The following is a 16,486-nucleotide window of genomic DNA, read 5'->3' as shown; positions in this document are numbered from 1 at the left end:
TCTGAAATACCTACCGAAGTGGATCAGATCTCCTCTACCTCGTCCTGGCTGCTCTCTTCGTCAACAGCCGAATGTGCGACAGTCTTGTGATAGCTGTCATCGGAAAGCTCCGCCGCTTGCTCTGTATTCATGATGCCGAATGGCGTGAGATTTCCGTCCGAGTCAGATACGGACACCTCGATTAGCGTTTTTTTCGTCAACGTCATTTCCTCAGCAATTTCCTGGAGCGGCCACAGACCGATCAATCAAAAAGTCAGCAACCTGTGCAGAAAATGCGCTCGACGAATCATTGTTCCATGATGTGGTACCGCAAAGAGACGATTTCTGAGCTAAAGCCTGCTGTGTGTCTGGGATACATCGGCGAACAGAACGAGGCCCATGATGACCTCGCCGATTTGCGCGAATTAGCCGTGGAATTGCGTTGCAGTCGACTTCGCAGTTGTCGCACTGAGCCTAGAGTGCTGGCTCGAAAAGATCGACAATTTCGGGCGTCCCTGCAACATATGCAAGCCTGTCTTCCAAGCCTGTCGCATTCCAGTCGATTGAACATTTACCGCCCATTCGATCAACAATTGCCAGTCCTGCCATCACGTCCCAGCTGCGTGCGCCAAAGCCAAGAACTGCATCGATTTGACCCGTGGCCATCATCATGAAGGCGACTGTTGTGGAGCCGCAGTTGCGGTAGGAAAACTTCAGATCCTCGAGGATAAAGCGCAGTGCCTCAACTTCCGAAGCGACGGGGGTGTCGGTGCTAAAGCCAAGCGATACCACCCCTCTTGAACGATCAAGAACCGCCAGTTGGTCCAATCGCTTTCCGTTGAAGACAACGTCAGCACCTACCCCCCCCGAAATGGTCTCCTGCCGTGCGGGGGCGTGGATCACGCCGTAAATGGGTTTTCCGTTTTCAAAAAGGCCAATTGAAACAGCCCATTGATCCATTTTTCGTACGAAATTGAATGTGCCGTCTATCGGGTCGATCACCCACTGCCGTGCCGCCGCGGGATTGATCACAGATCCTTCCTCGCCAACTATTCCGTCGTCCGGATAGCGTTTCAGCAGTTCTGCAACGAGGAAGCTCTCCACATCCTTGTCGGCGCGGCTATGCTACCCACCTGTTTACGGACATGCCGACTGCGGCAGGTATTTTGCGCTTGAACCAGTAGGAAACGCTGATCCCGGCCGTTGCGGCCACCGTCAAATGTCTATGTGTCTGCAAAGCGGGAACAACATCTGCCCTCGATGGTTCGGCTCAATAACCAACAGCCGACGGTTTCACCGAGGAGATGCCACATGCCACTGAAAGCTCTTGCCCTGAACGGAACTCTGAAACCATCCTCGACGAAAGACAAATCCTCCACGGAAAAGATGCTGCAGCTTATCGCTGACGAATTCTCCGCCCATGATGCGCAAACAGAAATCCTGCGCCTGGCCGATTACGACATCAAACCGGGCGTCACATCAGACGAAGGCGACGGCGATGCATGGCCGGAAATTCGTGGGAAGATTCTTGCCGCCGATATACTCGTTGTCGGAACTCCAATCTGGCTTGGACAACCATCCAGCGTCTGCAAACGCGCACTTGAACGCATGGATGCCTTTCTCGAGGAAACCGACGAAAACGGAAGAATGGTGTCCTACGGAAAGGTCGCTGCGGTTGCGGTCGTGGGGAACGAGGACGGAGCCCACCATGTATCTGCCGAGTTATTCCAGGCCATGAACGACGTCGGTTTTACACTTGCCGCCAACGCAGTGTCATATTGGGTGGGTGAAGCCATGGGCAATAAGAACTTCGTGGATTTCAAAAAGCCGCCTGAAACGGTAACAACCATGGTTTCCATGTTGGCGCGCAACACGGTTCACCTCGCCACGCTGCTCAAGAACAAACAATATCCTGGAGAAAGCGCGAATTGAGGCACATTGTGAGCGAGTAAAGACGGCGACAACGTATCGCTATTTTGACTGGTATCGTTGGGTGCGATTCAAGGCCTTGCACTCCGTTTAATGCTTCCCATCTGAGCGGTATTACAGAAGGGAGCATCGTCATGAAACAGTCCAAAGCCGATACTCTGTCGGAATGCAAGATCGAAATCCTGCCACCTGACCGCAGATGCGCACCGGGTCCCAAAACCGTCACCTGCCCTTGCTGCCAAAAAGCGCGGCCCGCCTCGACCATGGACGCCGATGGCTGCGGTATTTGCGACGAATGTCTCGCACCATGATAAATGATGCAGTTAATGAGCCAAAATCTCGACAACGTCTCCTTTTTGGAACTCCAGGGCGTTCGCGGCGTTTGTGATGAGAGTATTTAAAGAAAGGTATTTCATGACGCCGAACGCCCCTGACGACCCAATCTTGCGCAAAACGGAACCGAACGACAGCAAACCGGAAAAGCGGCGGGCTGGTAAATTCGTTATGGCGGCAATCATCATTGTCTGCGTGGTGGTCGTCATAATTTACGCAGCTCTCATCGGCTTCAGTGTTTCGGGGGCTTAGGTGTCTAAATCGACCGATTGCCACGACCCATCGCTGACAGCTTCGCACCGCGAGCTTCCAATTGAGCCCCTGCAATGCGGGGGCTTATCCTTATGATCGAATGGCTAAACTCGCTAGGCGTTCAAATCAATATCGTCCCACACCTGGTGGCACTCCTTTTCGCCTACCTCCTCGCATTGCCGATTGGGTGGGACCGGGAACGCAACGAACGGAGTGCAGGCCTTAGAACGTTTCCGCTGGTGGCAATTGCTGCCTGTGGCTTTATCCAGGCAGCCGAAACAGTGACAGCCGACAATCCCGAGGCCACAGCACGCATTGTTGAAGGCCTTATCAATGGCGTTGGCTTCATTGGTGGTGGCGCCATCCTTGTGGGCAAGGCAAGTACCCGTGGAACCGCGACAGCCGCCAGTCTTTGGGCAACCGGGGCAGTGGGCGCCGCTGTAGGCTTAGGGGCTTACGACACTGCAATCGTATTATCGATCATGACATTTGCAACCTTGCGGCTCTTGTCCGGCTTCAAGTCGGAAACCAATGACAAGGAACCACCTGCCGGTGATAGCACTGGCGAAAAGGTGGTTTCCTCCGTCAAGAGCGGTGCCGAGACATAGGCAGTAACTCGCCGTTATTGTGTGGTTATCGGTCTCGCAAATAGAGATAACCATAGGTTACGCCGACGATCGCACCCCCGAGGATGTTTCCAAGTGTCGCGGCTGCGATGTTGCTGGCGATTGCCGACATCGCAATGCCGGACAACTCATCTGAGCCGAGCTGAACAATATACCCGTACGGCAGCAAAAACATGTTTGCAACCGAGTGCTCGAACCCACCTGCCACGAAGGCAGCAACAGGCAAAAGCAAACCCAGCAGCCTTTGCGAAACAGTATGTCCGGCAAGTGCCAGCCATACACCCAGACACACAAGGAAATTGGCAATTACGCCGCTGAAAAACACCGCGGTAAATGCCTTGTCACTCTTGGTGACGGCAAGTTCCACTGCAGCACCGGCCACGGCATCATCGCCGCCAAGATGAAAGCCGGACAGAAACACTATCCCTGCCAGTAACAGAGAACCGGCAAAATTCGCCAGGTAGGCCACGCTTAGAACACGTATAACGGGCCAGAAGGCCAGTTTGCCAAAGGCAACTGACCCAAAGAACAGAGTATTGCCGGTGAAAAGCTCCGCTCCCGCGATTACGACCGCCACTAGGCCAAGCGCAAAAACCAGTCCGGAAAGCAACTGGGCAACACCAAACGGCATGGCGTCAGCACCCGATAAGACCGTGATCGCGAAAACGCCCCCCAGACCAATGAACACGCCCGCAAGGGTGCCGAGGATTGCTACCGTCTTCAGCGGTTGAGAGGCTTTGTCCTCAAGCGTTTCAAAATTCGACGCTGTCAGTTGTGCAGGTGTCGGGAATGTACTCATACCGGCGCCACGCGCACCGGGACCGATTTGGCGGCGGGTGTTTTACTCTCTTCAGCAAATTGCCACAGAGGGATCAGATTATTGCATTCGGGGTAATAGGCTGCGCAGCTGCCCGGAGGAATATCGTAATCGATAACCTGCAGAACGATATCCCGGATGATGCCGTCATCAACGGCAGTGGACACTTTCGCAAATCCGTCCTTTTGAATGCCTGCGCGAACTCGATCATCGGCGTTCATCATGATGATTGATCGGGACTTGTGAATGCCCCTCAGACGGTCATCATAGCCATAGACCGTGGTGTTGAACTGGTCATTCGATCGAAGGGTTATCAGCCGGAAGATGTCACTGTCGTCAATGCTTGCGAAACTCGAAGAGAGCGCCTTCGGCAGCAGGAAGTTCGCCTTGCCGGTTTCCGTCTCCCACTCGCGGGTACGCGCTGCCACAGGTCTGGGAAATCCTCCTGGAATGTCCAGTCGGTTGTTGAATTCACGAAACTGCTCTGGGAAGGTCGCTTCAATCGCATCTCGAACCAGGGCGTAATTACCAACCCATTCGTCCCACGGCACCGCCGGGTTTGGTGGCAGTGCATGTTTGGCGATCTCTGCAACAATGGCCGGTTCCGACAGAAGCGTATCGCTCGCTGGCTGGTATTTGCCGCGGGATGCGTGAATACATGTCGTCGAATCCTCCATCGACACGATCTGTGGTCCCGATGCCTGCTTGTCGATCTCGGAGCGCACAAGGGTGGGCAGGATATAGGTCGTCGCGGCGGTGATCAGGTGGCTGCGATTGAGCTTGGTGGCAATCTGCACGGAGAGATCGAGGTCACGCCATTTTTCTTCCATCAGGTCGCGCTCAGGAATGGCACGCACGAAGTTGCCGCCGAGACTGATGAATGCCTTGATGTGCCCTTTGACGATACTTTCACACGCCTCGACAGTGTTGAGGCCGTCATTGCGTGGTGGCTCAAAGCCATACTGCTCTGCAAGCCGGTCCAGCGGCACCAATTCGGTTTTTTCCGCAATGCCGACTGTTCGCTGGCCCTGGACATTCGAGTGCCCGCGGACAGGACAGATGCCGGCGCCCGGTCGACCGATATTGCCGCGCATCAACAGCAGATTGATCAACATCTGCACATTGCTGACACCGTAACGATGCTGTGTCAGCCCCATGCCGTAGATGGCAATGACGGATTTCGCATTCGCGTAGGTACGTGCAGCGGCCTCGATCGACGCCCGGCTCAAGCCGCTGACGTGGAGAATATCCGTCCAGCTCGTGGTGCGGACCATTGTCTCGAAATCAGAAAAACCGTGTGTATGCTCTTGAATGAACGTTTGGTCGATGACCCTTTCGCGGCCATGTAGCTGTGCCTCATCATCCCATTCCAACAGGAACTTGGCCATTCCCATCATGACCGCGATATCGCCACCGGCATTGACCTGATAATATTGCGTGGCAATTTCGGTAGGCTTGTTGGTGATCATCTGGCCGGGTCGTTGTGGATTGACGAACTCTTGCCAGCCGCGTTCTTTCAGCGGATTGAAAACGATCACTGGAGAGCCGCGCTCCCGCACCTCCTGCAAACTGTGAAGCAAGCGAGGCGCATTTATTCCGACATTTTGACCGAAGGAAAGGATGCAGTCCGTATGAGCGTAATCCTCCAGCAGAATGGTGCCGACAGGCGTGCCGATACTCTGGGGAAGTGCAACCGAGGTTGTCTCATGACACATGTTGGAACTGTCGGGCAGATTGTTGTTGCCATAAAGTCTGGCCAACAGCTGATACATGTAAGATGTCTCGAGAGATGCCCGCCCCGAGGCATAAAATACGACGCTCTGCGGATCGTAGCTTTTCAGCTTTTGACCAATATCGGAAAAGGCCTCCGCCCAACTCACTTCGACATATTTGTCACTTGAGGGATCGAAGCGTAACGGGTGCGTCAGGCGCCCCTGGTTTTCCAGTTCGTAATCAGACCAGCCAAGCAATTCAGTAACGGTATGACGCGAAAAGAAATCGGGTGTTGTTCGTTTCGCCGTTAAATCCCAGAAGGTTGCTTTGGCACCGTTTTCGCAGAATTCCGCCAGATGTGGCTTGCCAGGCTTTGCCCACGCACAGCTAGTGCACATGTAGCCGCCGGTCTTGTTATGATCCTTCAACAGTCCTGGCAAAGTTTTCACGGCCCGTTGCTGCACCGCGTTTTTTGCCAGCGACTTGACGGAGCCCCATCCTCCCGTTGGCATAGTGTATTTGGCATATTTGACTTTGTCTTTCACTGGTACAACCTTTCGCAACTGGCGGGGAGAGCGCCATTCTGACAACCTGCTGGGCTCGATTTGGGCAGCCGCGCTATTGGGCGTTGGCCAGCTTTTGAAATGCATCCTTCACTTCGAAGAAGCGCTTTTCGGGCACCATCACCCTGACAATGGTCGAGCCTTGTTTGAGTTTACGGACCACATCTTCGGGTTCTTCGAAGCCACTGCTCATCAGAAACCCAAGTGCCCCCCCTGCGGTTCCCCCGGTCGCAGCACCCGCCATACCTCCTGTGATCGCAGTCACCAGCCAACCGGATGCAACGAGGGGGCCAGCACCAGGTATGGCGACCAGCCCAAGGCCCGTGAGAGCACCGCCAACCGTACCCAGAACACCTCCAATCCCAGCGCCGGCTGTTGCGCCCTGCTTGGCGTCCGGATGCGGGGCCAGATCGGCAGTTGGGTCATAAGCGATGATTGAAATTTCGGCGGGATTGATGCCGATATCCTCAAGGTATTTCACCGCGCGGCGGGCACCGTTGAGATGTTGAAACAAACCTGTGACATCTGGCATACGAAACTCCTTAAGCACAATCCAAGGTTAGGTAACGGGCAAAACTCCTGCATTGTTCCGATGAAATGCCTATTTCAGGTTGTCTCTCACATTTTCGCGACAAATCTTGGAACCGTTGGGAGCCGGACGCGTTGCGATAACTGAACGGATCTCCGAAATCGGACCAAAGGGGGCACAAAAATTTGTCGCGCGTGTTTGAGCCCTACTGCGGCGCTGCTCCCATGCCTGCTAACCTGTCCTCTTCGTGGAATTTTGATCCCGCCCTGATCATCATCTTGGCTGCGGGGCTAATTGCGTTGTATTACGCGCAACCGCGCGCGCAACGCGGATTGACGACAGCACTTGGCATGGTTGTGTTTGCCGCCTTCATCTCTCCGCTTTGTGCCCTCTCAAGCGCCTTGTTTTCAGCCCGCGCGGTACATCATATTCTTGTTGGAGCAGTCGCCGCACCGATGATTGCGATGATACTGCCCCTTAGGCTCACCTCTCGTGTTAAAGTACCGGTTGAGCTGGTATTTGTGCTGCACACCGCAATTTACTGGTTGTGGCACTTTCCCGTCGCCTACGACTTTGCGCTGTCTGGCTCATGGCAATACTGGCTGATGCAAAGCGGGCTAATTCTCGCATCTGTCTGGCTTTGGACTGTCATGCTGTCACAGCGCACATCTGTTTTTGCAGCGATCGGTCTGTCAGTCGGCACGATGGTCCAGATGGGATTTCTGGCCGCAGTCATAACCTTCGCGCCTTATCCGATTTTTGAAGCGCACTTTTTGACGACCGAAGCATTTGGTCTCAATCCACTTCAGGATCAGCAACTTGCCGGCCTTTTAATGTGGACCGTTGGTATTTTGCCTTATGCCGTCACTGCGATCTGGATGGTAAGTTCACGGTTGATGGCCCCCGTTGAGCGACGGGGCGGCAACTGATGGTGACGCTCGTTAAATTTATTCATCTGGCTGCAATATCGATCTGGGCCGCCGGCATCGTCAGTTTACCGGGTCTTTATGTTCAAAGAGCCCATATCCGCAAAGATGATGAACTGTACCGTCTGCAGAAGATCGTCCGGTTTTCCTATGTCAGGATTTTGTCTCCCGCAGCCTTCGTCGCCATCGCCACAGGCACAGGCCTGACGTTCCTGCAACATCCCTATAGTGGCTGGTTCTCTGTGAAGCTGGTACTCGTCGGGATGCTGATTGTCATACATGTCCTGACGGGCCTCGTGATTATCCGCCTGTTTGGAAAGGGAGAGGTATATCCCGTCTGGAGATTTATCATTGCCACCATGCTGAGCTGCCTGGTGGCTGGCGGCATCATTTTTGTGGTGTTGGCACGGCCAGATATCAACTTGACCCTTCCACCTGGCGTTTTTGAACCTGGTGGGCTGAAAAAACTCGTGTCGGAAGTCAGTCCTTGGGAGATACCATGAGGCCGATACCGTGATCAAATATCAGCTTACCGCCGTGCCAGCCTGCCAGTCCTGTGAGCATTGTCGCCAGCACCGACAGACCCAAGCCATGTGGCAAGACAGCAATCACATCCGTGACACGCCCTCCCCAGTTCGCTCCCGCGACGGCGATGAGGCCCATGGCTGCGATGCCATGCGCCCAGCTTGCAACCCGTGCCCTTATGCCGGCTACCAGCAAAAGCTCGGCGGTACCGATCAAACCAGCGGCAACACCACTAAAGAAAGCACCACCCGCCGCCCACAGCCCGGCTCTTTGCCAAAAGGTGTCAGCCGTCCACCAGAACATGATATCGGCAGCAAGGGTGGCGATGACCAAAGCAATTGGAAAATGAACCGTCATGGCATGAAGTGGATGACCGGCGACGGCCACTGCAGAACTGGTCGTTTTCTCTTCGAGTTTGGAAATGACCGGGTTCGGACCTTCAGTATCTGGCATATCTTCTCTCCTGTGTTCAGACCAACACGCGAAGCACTGATCAGGTTCCAGCATCTCTTGGTTGCAGGCCTCGCCACATCCCTGTTATCCAGCTGCCGCAGTGATCTGTCGACACTCGACCCTGCTGGACCTTCCGCAAGCATGGTCGCCGATCTTTGGTGGGTCATGTTCGGTGGGGCCGCAGTTATTTTTGTACTGGTCATGGCTCTGTTCGCGATGGTGATGTTGCGCACAGACAAGGTACGCCACATCAGCGCAAAACACTGGATTGGAATTGGCGGCATCGGCATGCCTGTTCCGGTCCTTATCGCGCTTCTGATCTTTGCATTTTTTCAGGGCGAAACGCTTTTTGGGACTAACGCGCCGAAACCCGACGTCACGATAACGGCGACATCGCGCATGTGGAGTTGGGAGTTTACCTACACCATCGATGGAGACCAGGTGCACAGCCGTGACGTTCTTCATATGCCGGTAGGACAAACAGTCCAGATCGACACGACAAGCATCGACGTCATCCATAGTTTCTGGGTGCCAAGGCTGGGCGGCAAGATCGATTCCATACCTGGACAGGTCAACAGCATCGTCCTGAAGGCAGATGTCGAGGGTACGTTTGGCGGTATCTGCTCAGAATATTGCGGAATAGGCCACGACCAGATGAGCTTCCGCGTCAACACGCACAGCCCGAATGATTTTGAAGAATTGCTGAGGAATTTGCGCCAGTGATGGATCGAACAGAAACCCGACGAACATCATCTTTGGCACTGCACCGCCAGCTGGAACATATCTGGGAAACGGGAACGGGTCTGCGCCGCCTTTCAGCGGTCAATCACAATGTCATAGGCAAACGGTTCATGGTAACGGCCCTGGCTTTTTTCGCCATTGGTGGCTTTCTCGGCATGCTCATCCGCACACAGCTTGCAACCTCTGCAAGCGCCTTCATGGACGCTGGCCAGTATGCCCAAGTGTTCACCATGCACGGCACCATCATGATGTTTCTGTTTGCCATACCATTCTTCGAGGGTCTGGCGATCTATCTTTTGCCCAAGATGCTTGGCGCGCGTGACCTCGCATTTCCCCGCCTGTCAGCATACGGCTACTGGTGTTACCTGTTTGGCGGCTCGATGCTTGTTCTTGCCCTGCTGGGTGGTGTGGCGCCATCGGGCGGTTGGTTCATGTACACACCGCTATCGTCGTCAAAGTTTAGTCCTGGCATCAATGCCGACATATGGCTACTGGGCATCACCTTCGTTGAAATCTCGGCAATCAGCGCCGCTATCGAAATCGTCGTGACCATCCTGCGCATGCGCGCGCCTGGCATGTCGCTGGTTCGAATGCCAATTTTCGCATGGTATATGCTGGTCGTTGGCGGCATGATGCTGGTTGGTTTTCCGCCACTTATTCTGGGCTCAATCCTGCTTGAGGCAGAGCGGGCATTTGATCTGCCATTTTTCGATCCAGACAGGGGTGGTGACCCCTTGTTATGGCAGCATCTGTTCTGGCTGTTCGGGCACCCCGAGGTCTATATCATATTCCTTCCGGCAGCCGGCGCACTGTCAACGATTATACCGGTTCTGGCCCGCACGACATTAACGGGCTACCACCTGATTGTTGCGTCTCTGATCGCCATGGCATTTCTTTCGTTCGGCCTGTGGGTACATCATATGTACACGGTGGGCATTCCGCACGTTGCCCTCTCGTTTTTTTCTGCCGCCAGCGCTTTGGTTACCATACCAACGGCCATTCAGATTTTCAGCTGGCTGGCGACACTTGCCCAGGGGCGCCCTCAACTCAACGTCCCGATGCTTCACGTCTTTGGGTTCTTTTTCGTCTTTATCATCGGCGGCTTGACCGGCGTCATGCTGGCAATGGTGCCGTTCGATCAACAGGCCCATGATACCCACTTTGTCGTGGCTCACCTGCATTATGTACTGGTTGGCGGTTTCCTGTTTCCCATGCTTGCAGGCCTCTATTACTGGCTGCCCCACATGAGTGGTCGCCAACCCGTTCAGCACCTCTCTCGTGCGGCATTCTGGATGATATTTTCAGGTTTCAACCTGACATTTTTCATGATGCATCTGACCGGTCTGCTTGGCATGCCGCGCAGGATTTCTACCTATCCCGACGCGTCACCATGGGAGTGGCTGAACCTGTTGTCATCCTTTGGCAGTTTCGTCATGGCGATGGGCTTTGTTCTCGCCGCCCTGGATATCGTGCTGATCTTCCTCTACGGCAAACCCTTCAGGAGAAACCCCTGGAAGGCCGGAACACTTGAATGGGCAATGCCTACGCCGCCAGCGTCCTACAGTTTTGCATCGATCCCGCATGTTTCAAAGAGAGCGGACGATTTGCCAATCGATCAATTGGGAGCAGAGTTGGCAGCGGGAAAGGGCTACCTCGGTTTCGCACGAAACGGCTGGATGGAATCCATCGGCGTGGATGCGGTATCCGGAGAGGCCAATCAGATCATCATCTTGCCCAGACCGACCTACCTGCCGCTACTGACAGCTATTGCGACTGGCGGATTTTTCGTATGTCTCCTGTTCAAATTATACGGCCTCGCGGTCGTGTTTCTGCTCGCCACGCTCGGCATCTTTCTGCTGTGGACAAGAAATGGCGATGCGCGCCAGGATCGCGGCCCTGTGTCTGCGTCACCTGAAAGCACGCTTCCCTTGAACTTCGAGAGCCGGGATGCGCCCAGCATACTTGCAATGCGCCTGACACTGGTCGCTAACTCCACCTTATTTTCGTCCCTGCTGTTTGGCGGTCTTTTCCTCTGGGTTTCCGCAGCACCGGCGACAAGCGCGATCGCGTCCGAAAACAACATTATCTGGATCACGGCCACCGCCATGGCCGCGAGCCTATCCGGAATACTGGCCGGATATCGCAAAACATGGAATTACGCGTTTCTGGCAGTCGCTTTTGTCGGTTATCTGATCGCTTCGGCCCTGACGTTGAATGAGTTGCTTCAACAGACATTGGCAACCTCGCACGCGCTTGAGGCGGTGAAGTTCGCCGTTTTCACCTATTTGACAATTCATCTCATGCTGGGGGCGGTGTTTTCCGCCTTTTGCGGCTTCAGACTGTATCGCGGCTACATTTCGTCAGTCCGCCAAAATGACCTGCTGATTGCACGCCTGTGGCACGGTTACTGTCTGGCAGTCACTATCGTTGCAGCCATCTACCCCTTCATTTTCACGGTCGCGCTGAAGGGGAGCTGACGATGACGCGTTATCGAATCATGATGATTTTGATCGGACCTCTCCTGCTTTGGGCCATGTTCTTCAGCCTGTTTTATGCAGTGCAATCCGTTGGCTGCCGGGCCGGTTGGGATCTCGTCCTGTGGGGAGACATCAGCCAGTTGCGCGTCCTCATCGTCGCCGTGCTGGGTTTGGCCTTGATCGTGTCGGCCTATGCCTATTTCGCGGTGATCAAAAGCGAAGCGGCAAGCGGCGGCATCAACCGTATAGGACGGTATTGCGCCATCGCCGGAATGGCATCGACCATACTGGTGTTCCCGGGGATATTCTGGCTGCAACTGTGCTGATAGATGGCGGCCGGGTGGCGCAGAAGACCATGAACATGCTTTAGACGGGAGCCGTCAAAGCCGGTTACGATAATGCCCTCGGCGGTATGGTGTCACCGAGGGCATACTCAACAATGGCTTTTGCGACTAGGCAGCATTGACCCGATCAGCGACAATTTTCCAATTGATCAGATTGGTCAGCACAGCTTTGATGTGTTCTGGTTTTCGATTTTCATAATCAACGTAATAGGCGTGCTCCCAGATATCGATGCCGAGATAGGCCGGGCGTCCGACTGCCACGGGATTGTTGCCGTCTTCATATCCGACAAGTGCCAGTTTGTTGCCATCGTCTCGTGTCAACCACACCCAGCCGGTGCCAAATACCTCGTCGGAGGCCGCCACGGCCTTGTCGATAAAAGCTTCATAATCGCCGAACGTCGAGGTCAGCTCTTCTGCAAGTTTACCGTCGGGCCTGTTGGGGCCACCCGGTGTGAACTGCTGCCAATATACCACGTGGTTCCAAGCCTGTGCAGCGTTGTTGAAAATCTTAGTGTCCTTGTTCTTGGCGGAAGCAACGACGATGCCTTCGAGGTCCATATCCGCGTAGGGCGTGCCTTTCACCAAGGGGTCCAGCTTGTCAAAATATCCCTTGTGATGTTTTCCGTAATGCAGGGCGACGGTTTTGGCCGAGATATGCGGCGCAAGCGCATCCTCCTTGAACGGAAGGGCAGGAAGCTCAAACGGTGCCGCGGCAGAAGCCACATGTGGACTGCTCAAGATGCCCGCAGCCGCAGCTGCACTTGTGACGACCATTAGGTCGCGTCTCGTCATATGCATGGATCTGTCTCCTGTTCCGGTTCTAGAAGTAGGGCTAACCATTCTGCGGATCAAAAGTTCGCCATTTCTTTTTGTCTCACCGAAAAATCTGACAGACCGGGCACGATCGCAAGTTCTGCGATGGCTGTATATTCCGATACGCGACTTTAGACCGCGTTTAAGCTGCTTTGCAGCCCATCCAATCTTCCAGGTTTAAATGGGCTGCAGGACTTCGCTAGTTACTTGCGGCAGGTAACGCGTAGGCTATGAAATAGTCCCCTATCGGTGTTTCCATGAAATCGTGACCACCCGCGTTGATAACCACTATTTGTCGGCCTTTGGCTTCATAGATCATCGGCGTTGCCTGGCCACCAGCCGGGAGCTTTTCCTGCCAAACCTCTTTACCCGTGCGGATATCCACGGCACGCAGTATGTCATCCGTCGCGGCAGCGATGAAAAACAATCCTGATGCAGTGACAACCCCACCCCCATTATTTGGTGTTCCGATATCCACTGGCAACATCGAAGGGATACCAAATGGCCCATTTTTGCGAGCGGAACCGAATGGACGATCCCACAGAACTTTTCGGGTATTGAGGTCGATCGCTGTCAAACCGCCATAGGGGGGCTGTTTGCAAAGAAGACCTGTCAACGGCACCCGCCAACCTGCATTCACACGAATTCCATAGGGCGTAAGGGCTTGCGGATTGATGCTGCCGTGCGAACCGGAGCCGGCGTCAGGATTGTAGTTGGGATCGGTAATCGGCAACACACCCATGGCATCAACTTCCTCTCGCGGAACCAGCTGATTGTAATTGGGCATATTGTTGTAATTGGCGATCATAATGTTGTTGACCGGATCCACGGCTACGCCGCCCCAATCCGAGCCGCCGTTGTAACCGGGAAACTGTATCCAGGGCCTGTCGACCGTCGGCGGGGTGTAGACGCCATCATAGGCAGCCTGGCGGAACTGTATCCGGCACCAAAGCTGATCAAGTGGTGTTGCACCCCACATATCGGCTTCAGTCAGCTGTGGTTTGAGCAGGTTCGGAAAATCGGTGACAAACGGCTGGGTGGGCGACAAACGCTCCGGCTCCACACCACCGGTCGGTGCAGCTCGCTCCTCGATATTAACGAGAGGTTCACCAGTCGCCCGATTGAGAATGTAGAACTGTGCCTGTTTCGACGGCATTATGATGGCCGGTACCGGTCCATTCGGTGTAGGGAAATCGACCAGACTTCCCTGCCCACCCAAGTCATAGTCCCATACGTCGTAGTGCACGGTCTGATAATGCCATGCGACCTGCCCTGTCTCGACGTTCAAGGCAACGATGGCAGTCGAGTAGGTGTTTTCTTCGTCGGAGCGATCACCACCCCAATAGTCGACAGCTGAGTTACCCATGGGAAGGTAAACCAGTCCCAATTGGTCATCGCCAGAGGCTATGGTCCACACGTTGGGTGTTCCCGGCGTGTAGATTTCGCCCTCTGGCGGAGCTCCGGTCTGCCCGGGCTTTCCCATATCCCAGGCCCATGCAAGTTCGCCCGTCACTGCATTGTAGCCACGGATAACGCCTGAGGGGGCTTCCCGTGTTTGTCCGTCACTGACCTGGCTGCCGACAACCAAGATGTTTCGAACTAGGGTTGGTGGTGATGTGGGCGAATAAAAGCCTGGCGCAGAGTCGCCGATGCCATCCATCAGGTTGACGATGCCCTCCTTACCAAAGCCGGAGCAAAGTTGACCGGTTTCCGTGTCGAGGGAAATCAAGCGCGCATCAAGGGTTTGAACAACTACACGAGCAGCACACATTTCGTCTGTTTCAGCTGCCGGGTTCTTGTAATACGCAAGACCACGGCAAGTGGCGTTGTATCCAATTGCGTCCGTGGACACTTCGGGATCGTAGGTCCAGAACTCTGTTCCCGTTGCAGCATCAAGTGCTGTTACCTTGTTCAGCGCTGAACATACGAACAACCGACTACCAACTTTTACCGGCGTGTTCTGATTACCGAAAGCTTCATTTCCCTCGGGCAGGTCGCCGGTTCGGAACTCCCATATTTTCTCAAGCTTTCCAACATTGTCAGGTGTTATCTGATCAAGGGGGGAATAGCGCTTTGCTTCATGCGTCCCGCCATAGGCGGGCCAGTCAGATCCGGTTTCCAACACTTCATAGCTTGCCTGTGTGGCGGATGGCTGAACAGCGGAAGAAGGTGGTTGAACACCTTGCGCGTCGCTTGGTTCAGAGTTGTCGGGCTGCGGCTGTGAGGGGGAGACATCTTGCGCAAGTGACGGAGGAGCGCCGACGTCCCTCAGGACTATTGCACCTCCCAGAAGGAAAAAACCGATGCCTATCGAAGTCAATGCGGTTCGCAGCCTGGTTGGGCCCCGTAACATCGGAAATGCAGACACGACAAGAAGAAGAACAACAGTCGGCGCAACGAGCCTCGGAACTTGTGCCCACCCGTTAAAACCGGCTTCCCACAAAGCCCAAATGACCGTCGCAGCAAATGTGACGAGATAGACCCAAAATGCCGCTTTGTCCCGGCGTATCAAGAAATAGGCGGTCGCCAGCAATCCCAGTCCAGCCGGCACGTAATACCAGGAGCCGCCGAGTGTTATAAGCCATATGCCACCCGCAAATATCGGTACACCGAAAAGTATCAGGACAATTGCTACGGCGACTGGCCACCAAGATCCATTACGCACGTCTCGAACCGTTCCTGTCACTTCCGACATCATCCACCTCCAGTTGTATCTTTTTGCGAACGTCGCAGGACCGACATTGTTCCGACTTTTTTTGTTTGACTGGAGGATCATCCTGTTATCGTGGTTGTCAGAGGAGAACTTGGCGAACATTCCGAATAATGTCGCCTAGCGTACCAAGCTCTTGTATTGAAGGGCCGCCGGGAACCAACCACGGCCCCTTCAGTTACCCTACAGAGCGCGAACCGTGTCAACCGGACGCGACAGGGATGGTGAACATCGCGGTTTTTCCGGTTTCTCGCGATGGCCAACGAAACGGCAGACGAGCGCCCCACCTGTCCGGCTTCGCACTCGACCCATCATGGAAGGGTAAGATTACATCACCAAGTTGATACATATCGTGGGGCTTGCATCACGTGTCACACTATCATCTGGATGCAACCCCTTGACAAAGGTTTCGTATGAAATCGTTTCCGTTGGCGGCAGCCGAACAATTTACGACATCTGCCCTCCCCGCAGCATTTGATGCCGGCGATCAAAGTCAAATGTTTCAACACCCATTGCCTCAAGGGGGCGCGAGTTTCTCCAGTTGTTTTCGGAGTTTCCGGGCAGTGATATCTCTGGCAATTCTAGTAAAACCTATTGGTTTGCCCTCGTGATAGAGCTAAAACTCTCCCTTTCGCGCGATCCCTGTGATTTCACCGCTATCAGCTTTGCGAATACAGTACTTCACCTCGGTGGCTGCATCGCCATAACGAGACCTTGATGGGCGGGATACCAAGCTTTCGTCGTTCCTTTATCTGT

Annotated in this window: 16 protein-coding genes and 1 pseudogene; 8 read left to right on the top strand and 9 right to left on the bottom strand. The window is 54.4% G+C overall.

All coding sequences use genetic code 11. The features are described from left to right. Positions 1 to 23 precede the first annotated feature (23 nt). Both IB237_RS18980 and IB237_RS18975 read right to left on the bottom strand, forming a co-directional pair. Positions 24 to 200 carry a hypothetical protein gene (locus IB237_RS18980; protein WP_192490251.1) on the bottom strand — a complete coding sequence of 59 codons (177 nt, stop codon included), beginning with the start codon at positions 198 to 200 and terminating at the stop codon, positions 24 to 26. A 253-nt stretch (positions 201 to 453) separates the two neighbouring features. After that, positions 454 to 1,086, bottom strand: a pseudogene (locus IB237_RS18975) (inositol monophosphatase); the annotation flags it as partial. A gap of 204 nt (positions 1,087 to 1,290) precedes the next feature. Here IB237_RS18975 and IB237_RS18970 point away from each other — a divergent pair. Together IB237_RS18970 and IB237_RS18965 are read left to right on the top strand one after the other, a co-directional pair. Then, a complete protein-coding gene (locus tag IB237_RS18970; RefSeq protein WP_192490249.1) occupies positions 1,291 to 1,911 on the top strand; it encodes a flavodoxin family protein in 621 nt (206 codons plus the stop codon). A 131-nt stretch (positions 1,912 to 2,042) separates the two neighbouring features. Further along, a complete protein-coding gene (locus IB237_RS18965) occupies positions 2,043 to 2,219 on the top strand; it encodes a hypothetical protein (protein WP_192490248.1) in 177 nt (58 codons plus the stop codon). A 12-nt stretch (positions 2,220 to 2,231) separates the two neighbouring features. Here IB237_RS18965 and IB237_RS18960 read toward each other — a convergent pair whose 3' ends face one another. Continuing rightward, positions 2,232 to 2,450, bottom strand: a complete 219-nt coding sequence (locus tag IB237_RS18960; RefSeq protein ID WP_192490247.1) for a hypothetical protein — start codon at positions 2,448 to 2,450, stop codon at positions 2,232 to 2,234. Positions 2,451 to 2,585: 135 nt separating this feature from the next. Between IB237_RS18960 and IB237_RS18955 the strand changes: the two genes are divergently transcribed. Next, the gene (locus tag IB237_RS18955; protein ID WP_192490246.1) at positions 2,586 to 3,101 is read left to right on the top strand and encodes an MgtC/SapB family protein; all 516 of its coding nucleotides are present in this window, start codon (positions 2,586 to 2,588) and stop codon (positions 3,099 to 3,101) included. Between the two features lie 25 nt (positions 3,102 to 3,126). Here IB237_RS18955 and IB237_RS18950 read toward each other — a convergent pair whose 3' ends face one another. The 3 genes from IB237_RS18950 to IB237_RS18940 all read right to left on the bottom strand — a co-directional run bounded on the left by IB237_RS18950 (position 3,127) and on the right by IB237_RS18940 (position 6,744). Then, positions 3,127 to 3,918 (bottom strand): formate/nitrite transporter family protein, encoded by a 792-nt coding sequence (locus IB237_RS18950; protein ID WP_192490245.1) that lies wholly within the window; start codon positions 3,916 to 3,918, stop codon positions 3,127 to 3,129. Beyond that, complete coding sequence (locus tag IB237_RS18945; RefSeq protein WP_192490244.1) at positions 3,915 to 6,194, bottom strand: FdhF/YdeP family oxidoreductase; 2,280 nt, start codon at positions 6,192 to 6,194, stop codon at positions 3,915 to 3,917. The genes IB237_RS18950 and IB237_RS18945 overlap by 4 nt, the downstream gene beginning before the upstream one ends. Before the next feature lie 73 nt (positions 6,195 to 6,267). Then, on the bottom strand, positions 6,268 to 6,744 hold the full coding sequence (locus tag IB237_RS18940; RefSeq protein WP_192490243.1) for a hypothetical protein: 477 nt from the start codon (positions 6,742 to 6,744) through the stop codon (positions 6,268 to 6,270). A gap of 221 nt (positions 6,745 to 6,965) precedes the next feature. Here IB237_RS18940 and IB237_RS18935 point away from each other — a divergent pair, with 221 nt between their 5' ends. Further along, complete coding sequence (locus IB237_RS18935) at positions 6,966 to 7,670, top strand: cytochrome c oxidase assembly protein (RefSeq protein WP_210324017.1); 705 nt, start codon at positions 6,966 to 6,968, stop codon at positions 7,668 to 7,670. Next, entirely contained in the window at positions 7,670 to 8,170 is a 501-nt protein-coding gene (locus tag IB237_RS18930; protein WP_192490242.1) for a CopD family protein, read from the top strand. Before IB237_RS18935 ends, IB237_RS18930 begins: the two co-directional genes overlap by 1 nt. On the opposite strand, the gene IB237_RS18925 is transcribed toward IB237_RS18930, so the two are convergent. Next, the gene (locus tag IB237_RS18925) at positions 8,148 to 8,645 is read right to left on the bottom strand and encodes a DUF2231 domain-containing protein (protein ID WP_192490241.1); all 498 of its coding nucleotides are present in this window, start codon (positions 8,643 to 8,645) and stop codon (positions 8,148 to 8,150) included. The genes IB237_RS18930 and IB237_RS18925 overlap by 23 nt on opposite strands. On the opposite strand from IB237_RS18925, the gene coxB reads away from it, so the two are divergent. Genes coxB through IB237_RS18910 form a run of 3 tightly spaced genes read left to right on the top strand, consistent with a single transcriptional unit; the run spans position 8,538 to position 12,189 of the window. Further along, entirely contained in the window at positions 8,538 to 9,368 is an 831-nt protein-coding gene (gene coxB, locus IB237_RS18920) for a cytochrome c oxidase subunit II (protein ID WP_371815359.1), read from the top strand. The genes IB237_RS18925 and coxB overlap by 108 nt on opposite strands. Further along, on the top strand, positions 9,368 to 11,863 hold the full coding sequence (ctaD, locus tag IB237_RS18915; protein ID WP_192490328.1) for a cytochrome c oxidase subunit I: 2,496 nt from the start codon (positions 9,368 to 9,370) through the stop codon (positions 11,861 to 11,863). Before coxB ends, ctaD begins: the two co-directional genes overlap by 1 nt. 2 nt (positions 11,864 to 11,865) lie before the next feature. Continuing rightward, positions 11,866 to 12,189, top strand: coding sequence for a hypothetical protein (locus IB237_RS18910; RefSeq protein WP_192490239.1), 324 nt, complete (start codon positions 11,866 to 11,868; stop codon positions 12,187 to 12,189). 126 nt (positions 12,190 to 12,315) lie between these two features. On the opposite strand, the gene IB237_RS18905 is transcribed toward IB237_RS18910, so the two are convergent. Further along, a complete protein-coding gene (locus tag IB237_RS18905; protein ID WP_192490238.1) occupies positions 12,316 to 13,005 on the bottom strand; it encodes a superoxide dismutase in 690 nt (229 codons plus the stop codon). A 214-nt stretch (positions 13,006 to 13,219) separates the two neighbouring features. After that, positions 13,220 to 15,685 (bottom strand): membrane-bound PQQ-dependent dehydrogenase, glucose/quinate/shikimate family, encoded by a 2,466-nt coding sequence (locus IB237_RS18900; protein ID WP_371815358.1) that lies wholly within the window; start codon positions 15,683 to 15,685, stop codon positions 13,220 to 13,222. Between the last annotated feature and the right edge of the window lie 801 nt (positions 15,686 to 16,486).

The organism is Agrobacterium sp. AGB01 (genome assembly GCF_014851585.1).
Classification (GTDB): domain Bacteria; phylum Pseudomonadota; class Alphaproteobacteria; order Rhizobiales; family Rhizobiaceae; genus Agrobacterium.
The sequence above is the reverse complement of the archived record's forward strand: the minus strand, read 5'-3'. Positions and strand labels throughout refer to the sequence as shown.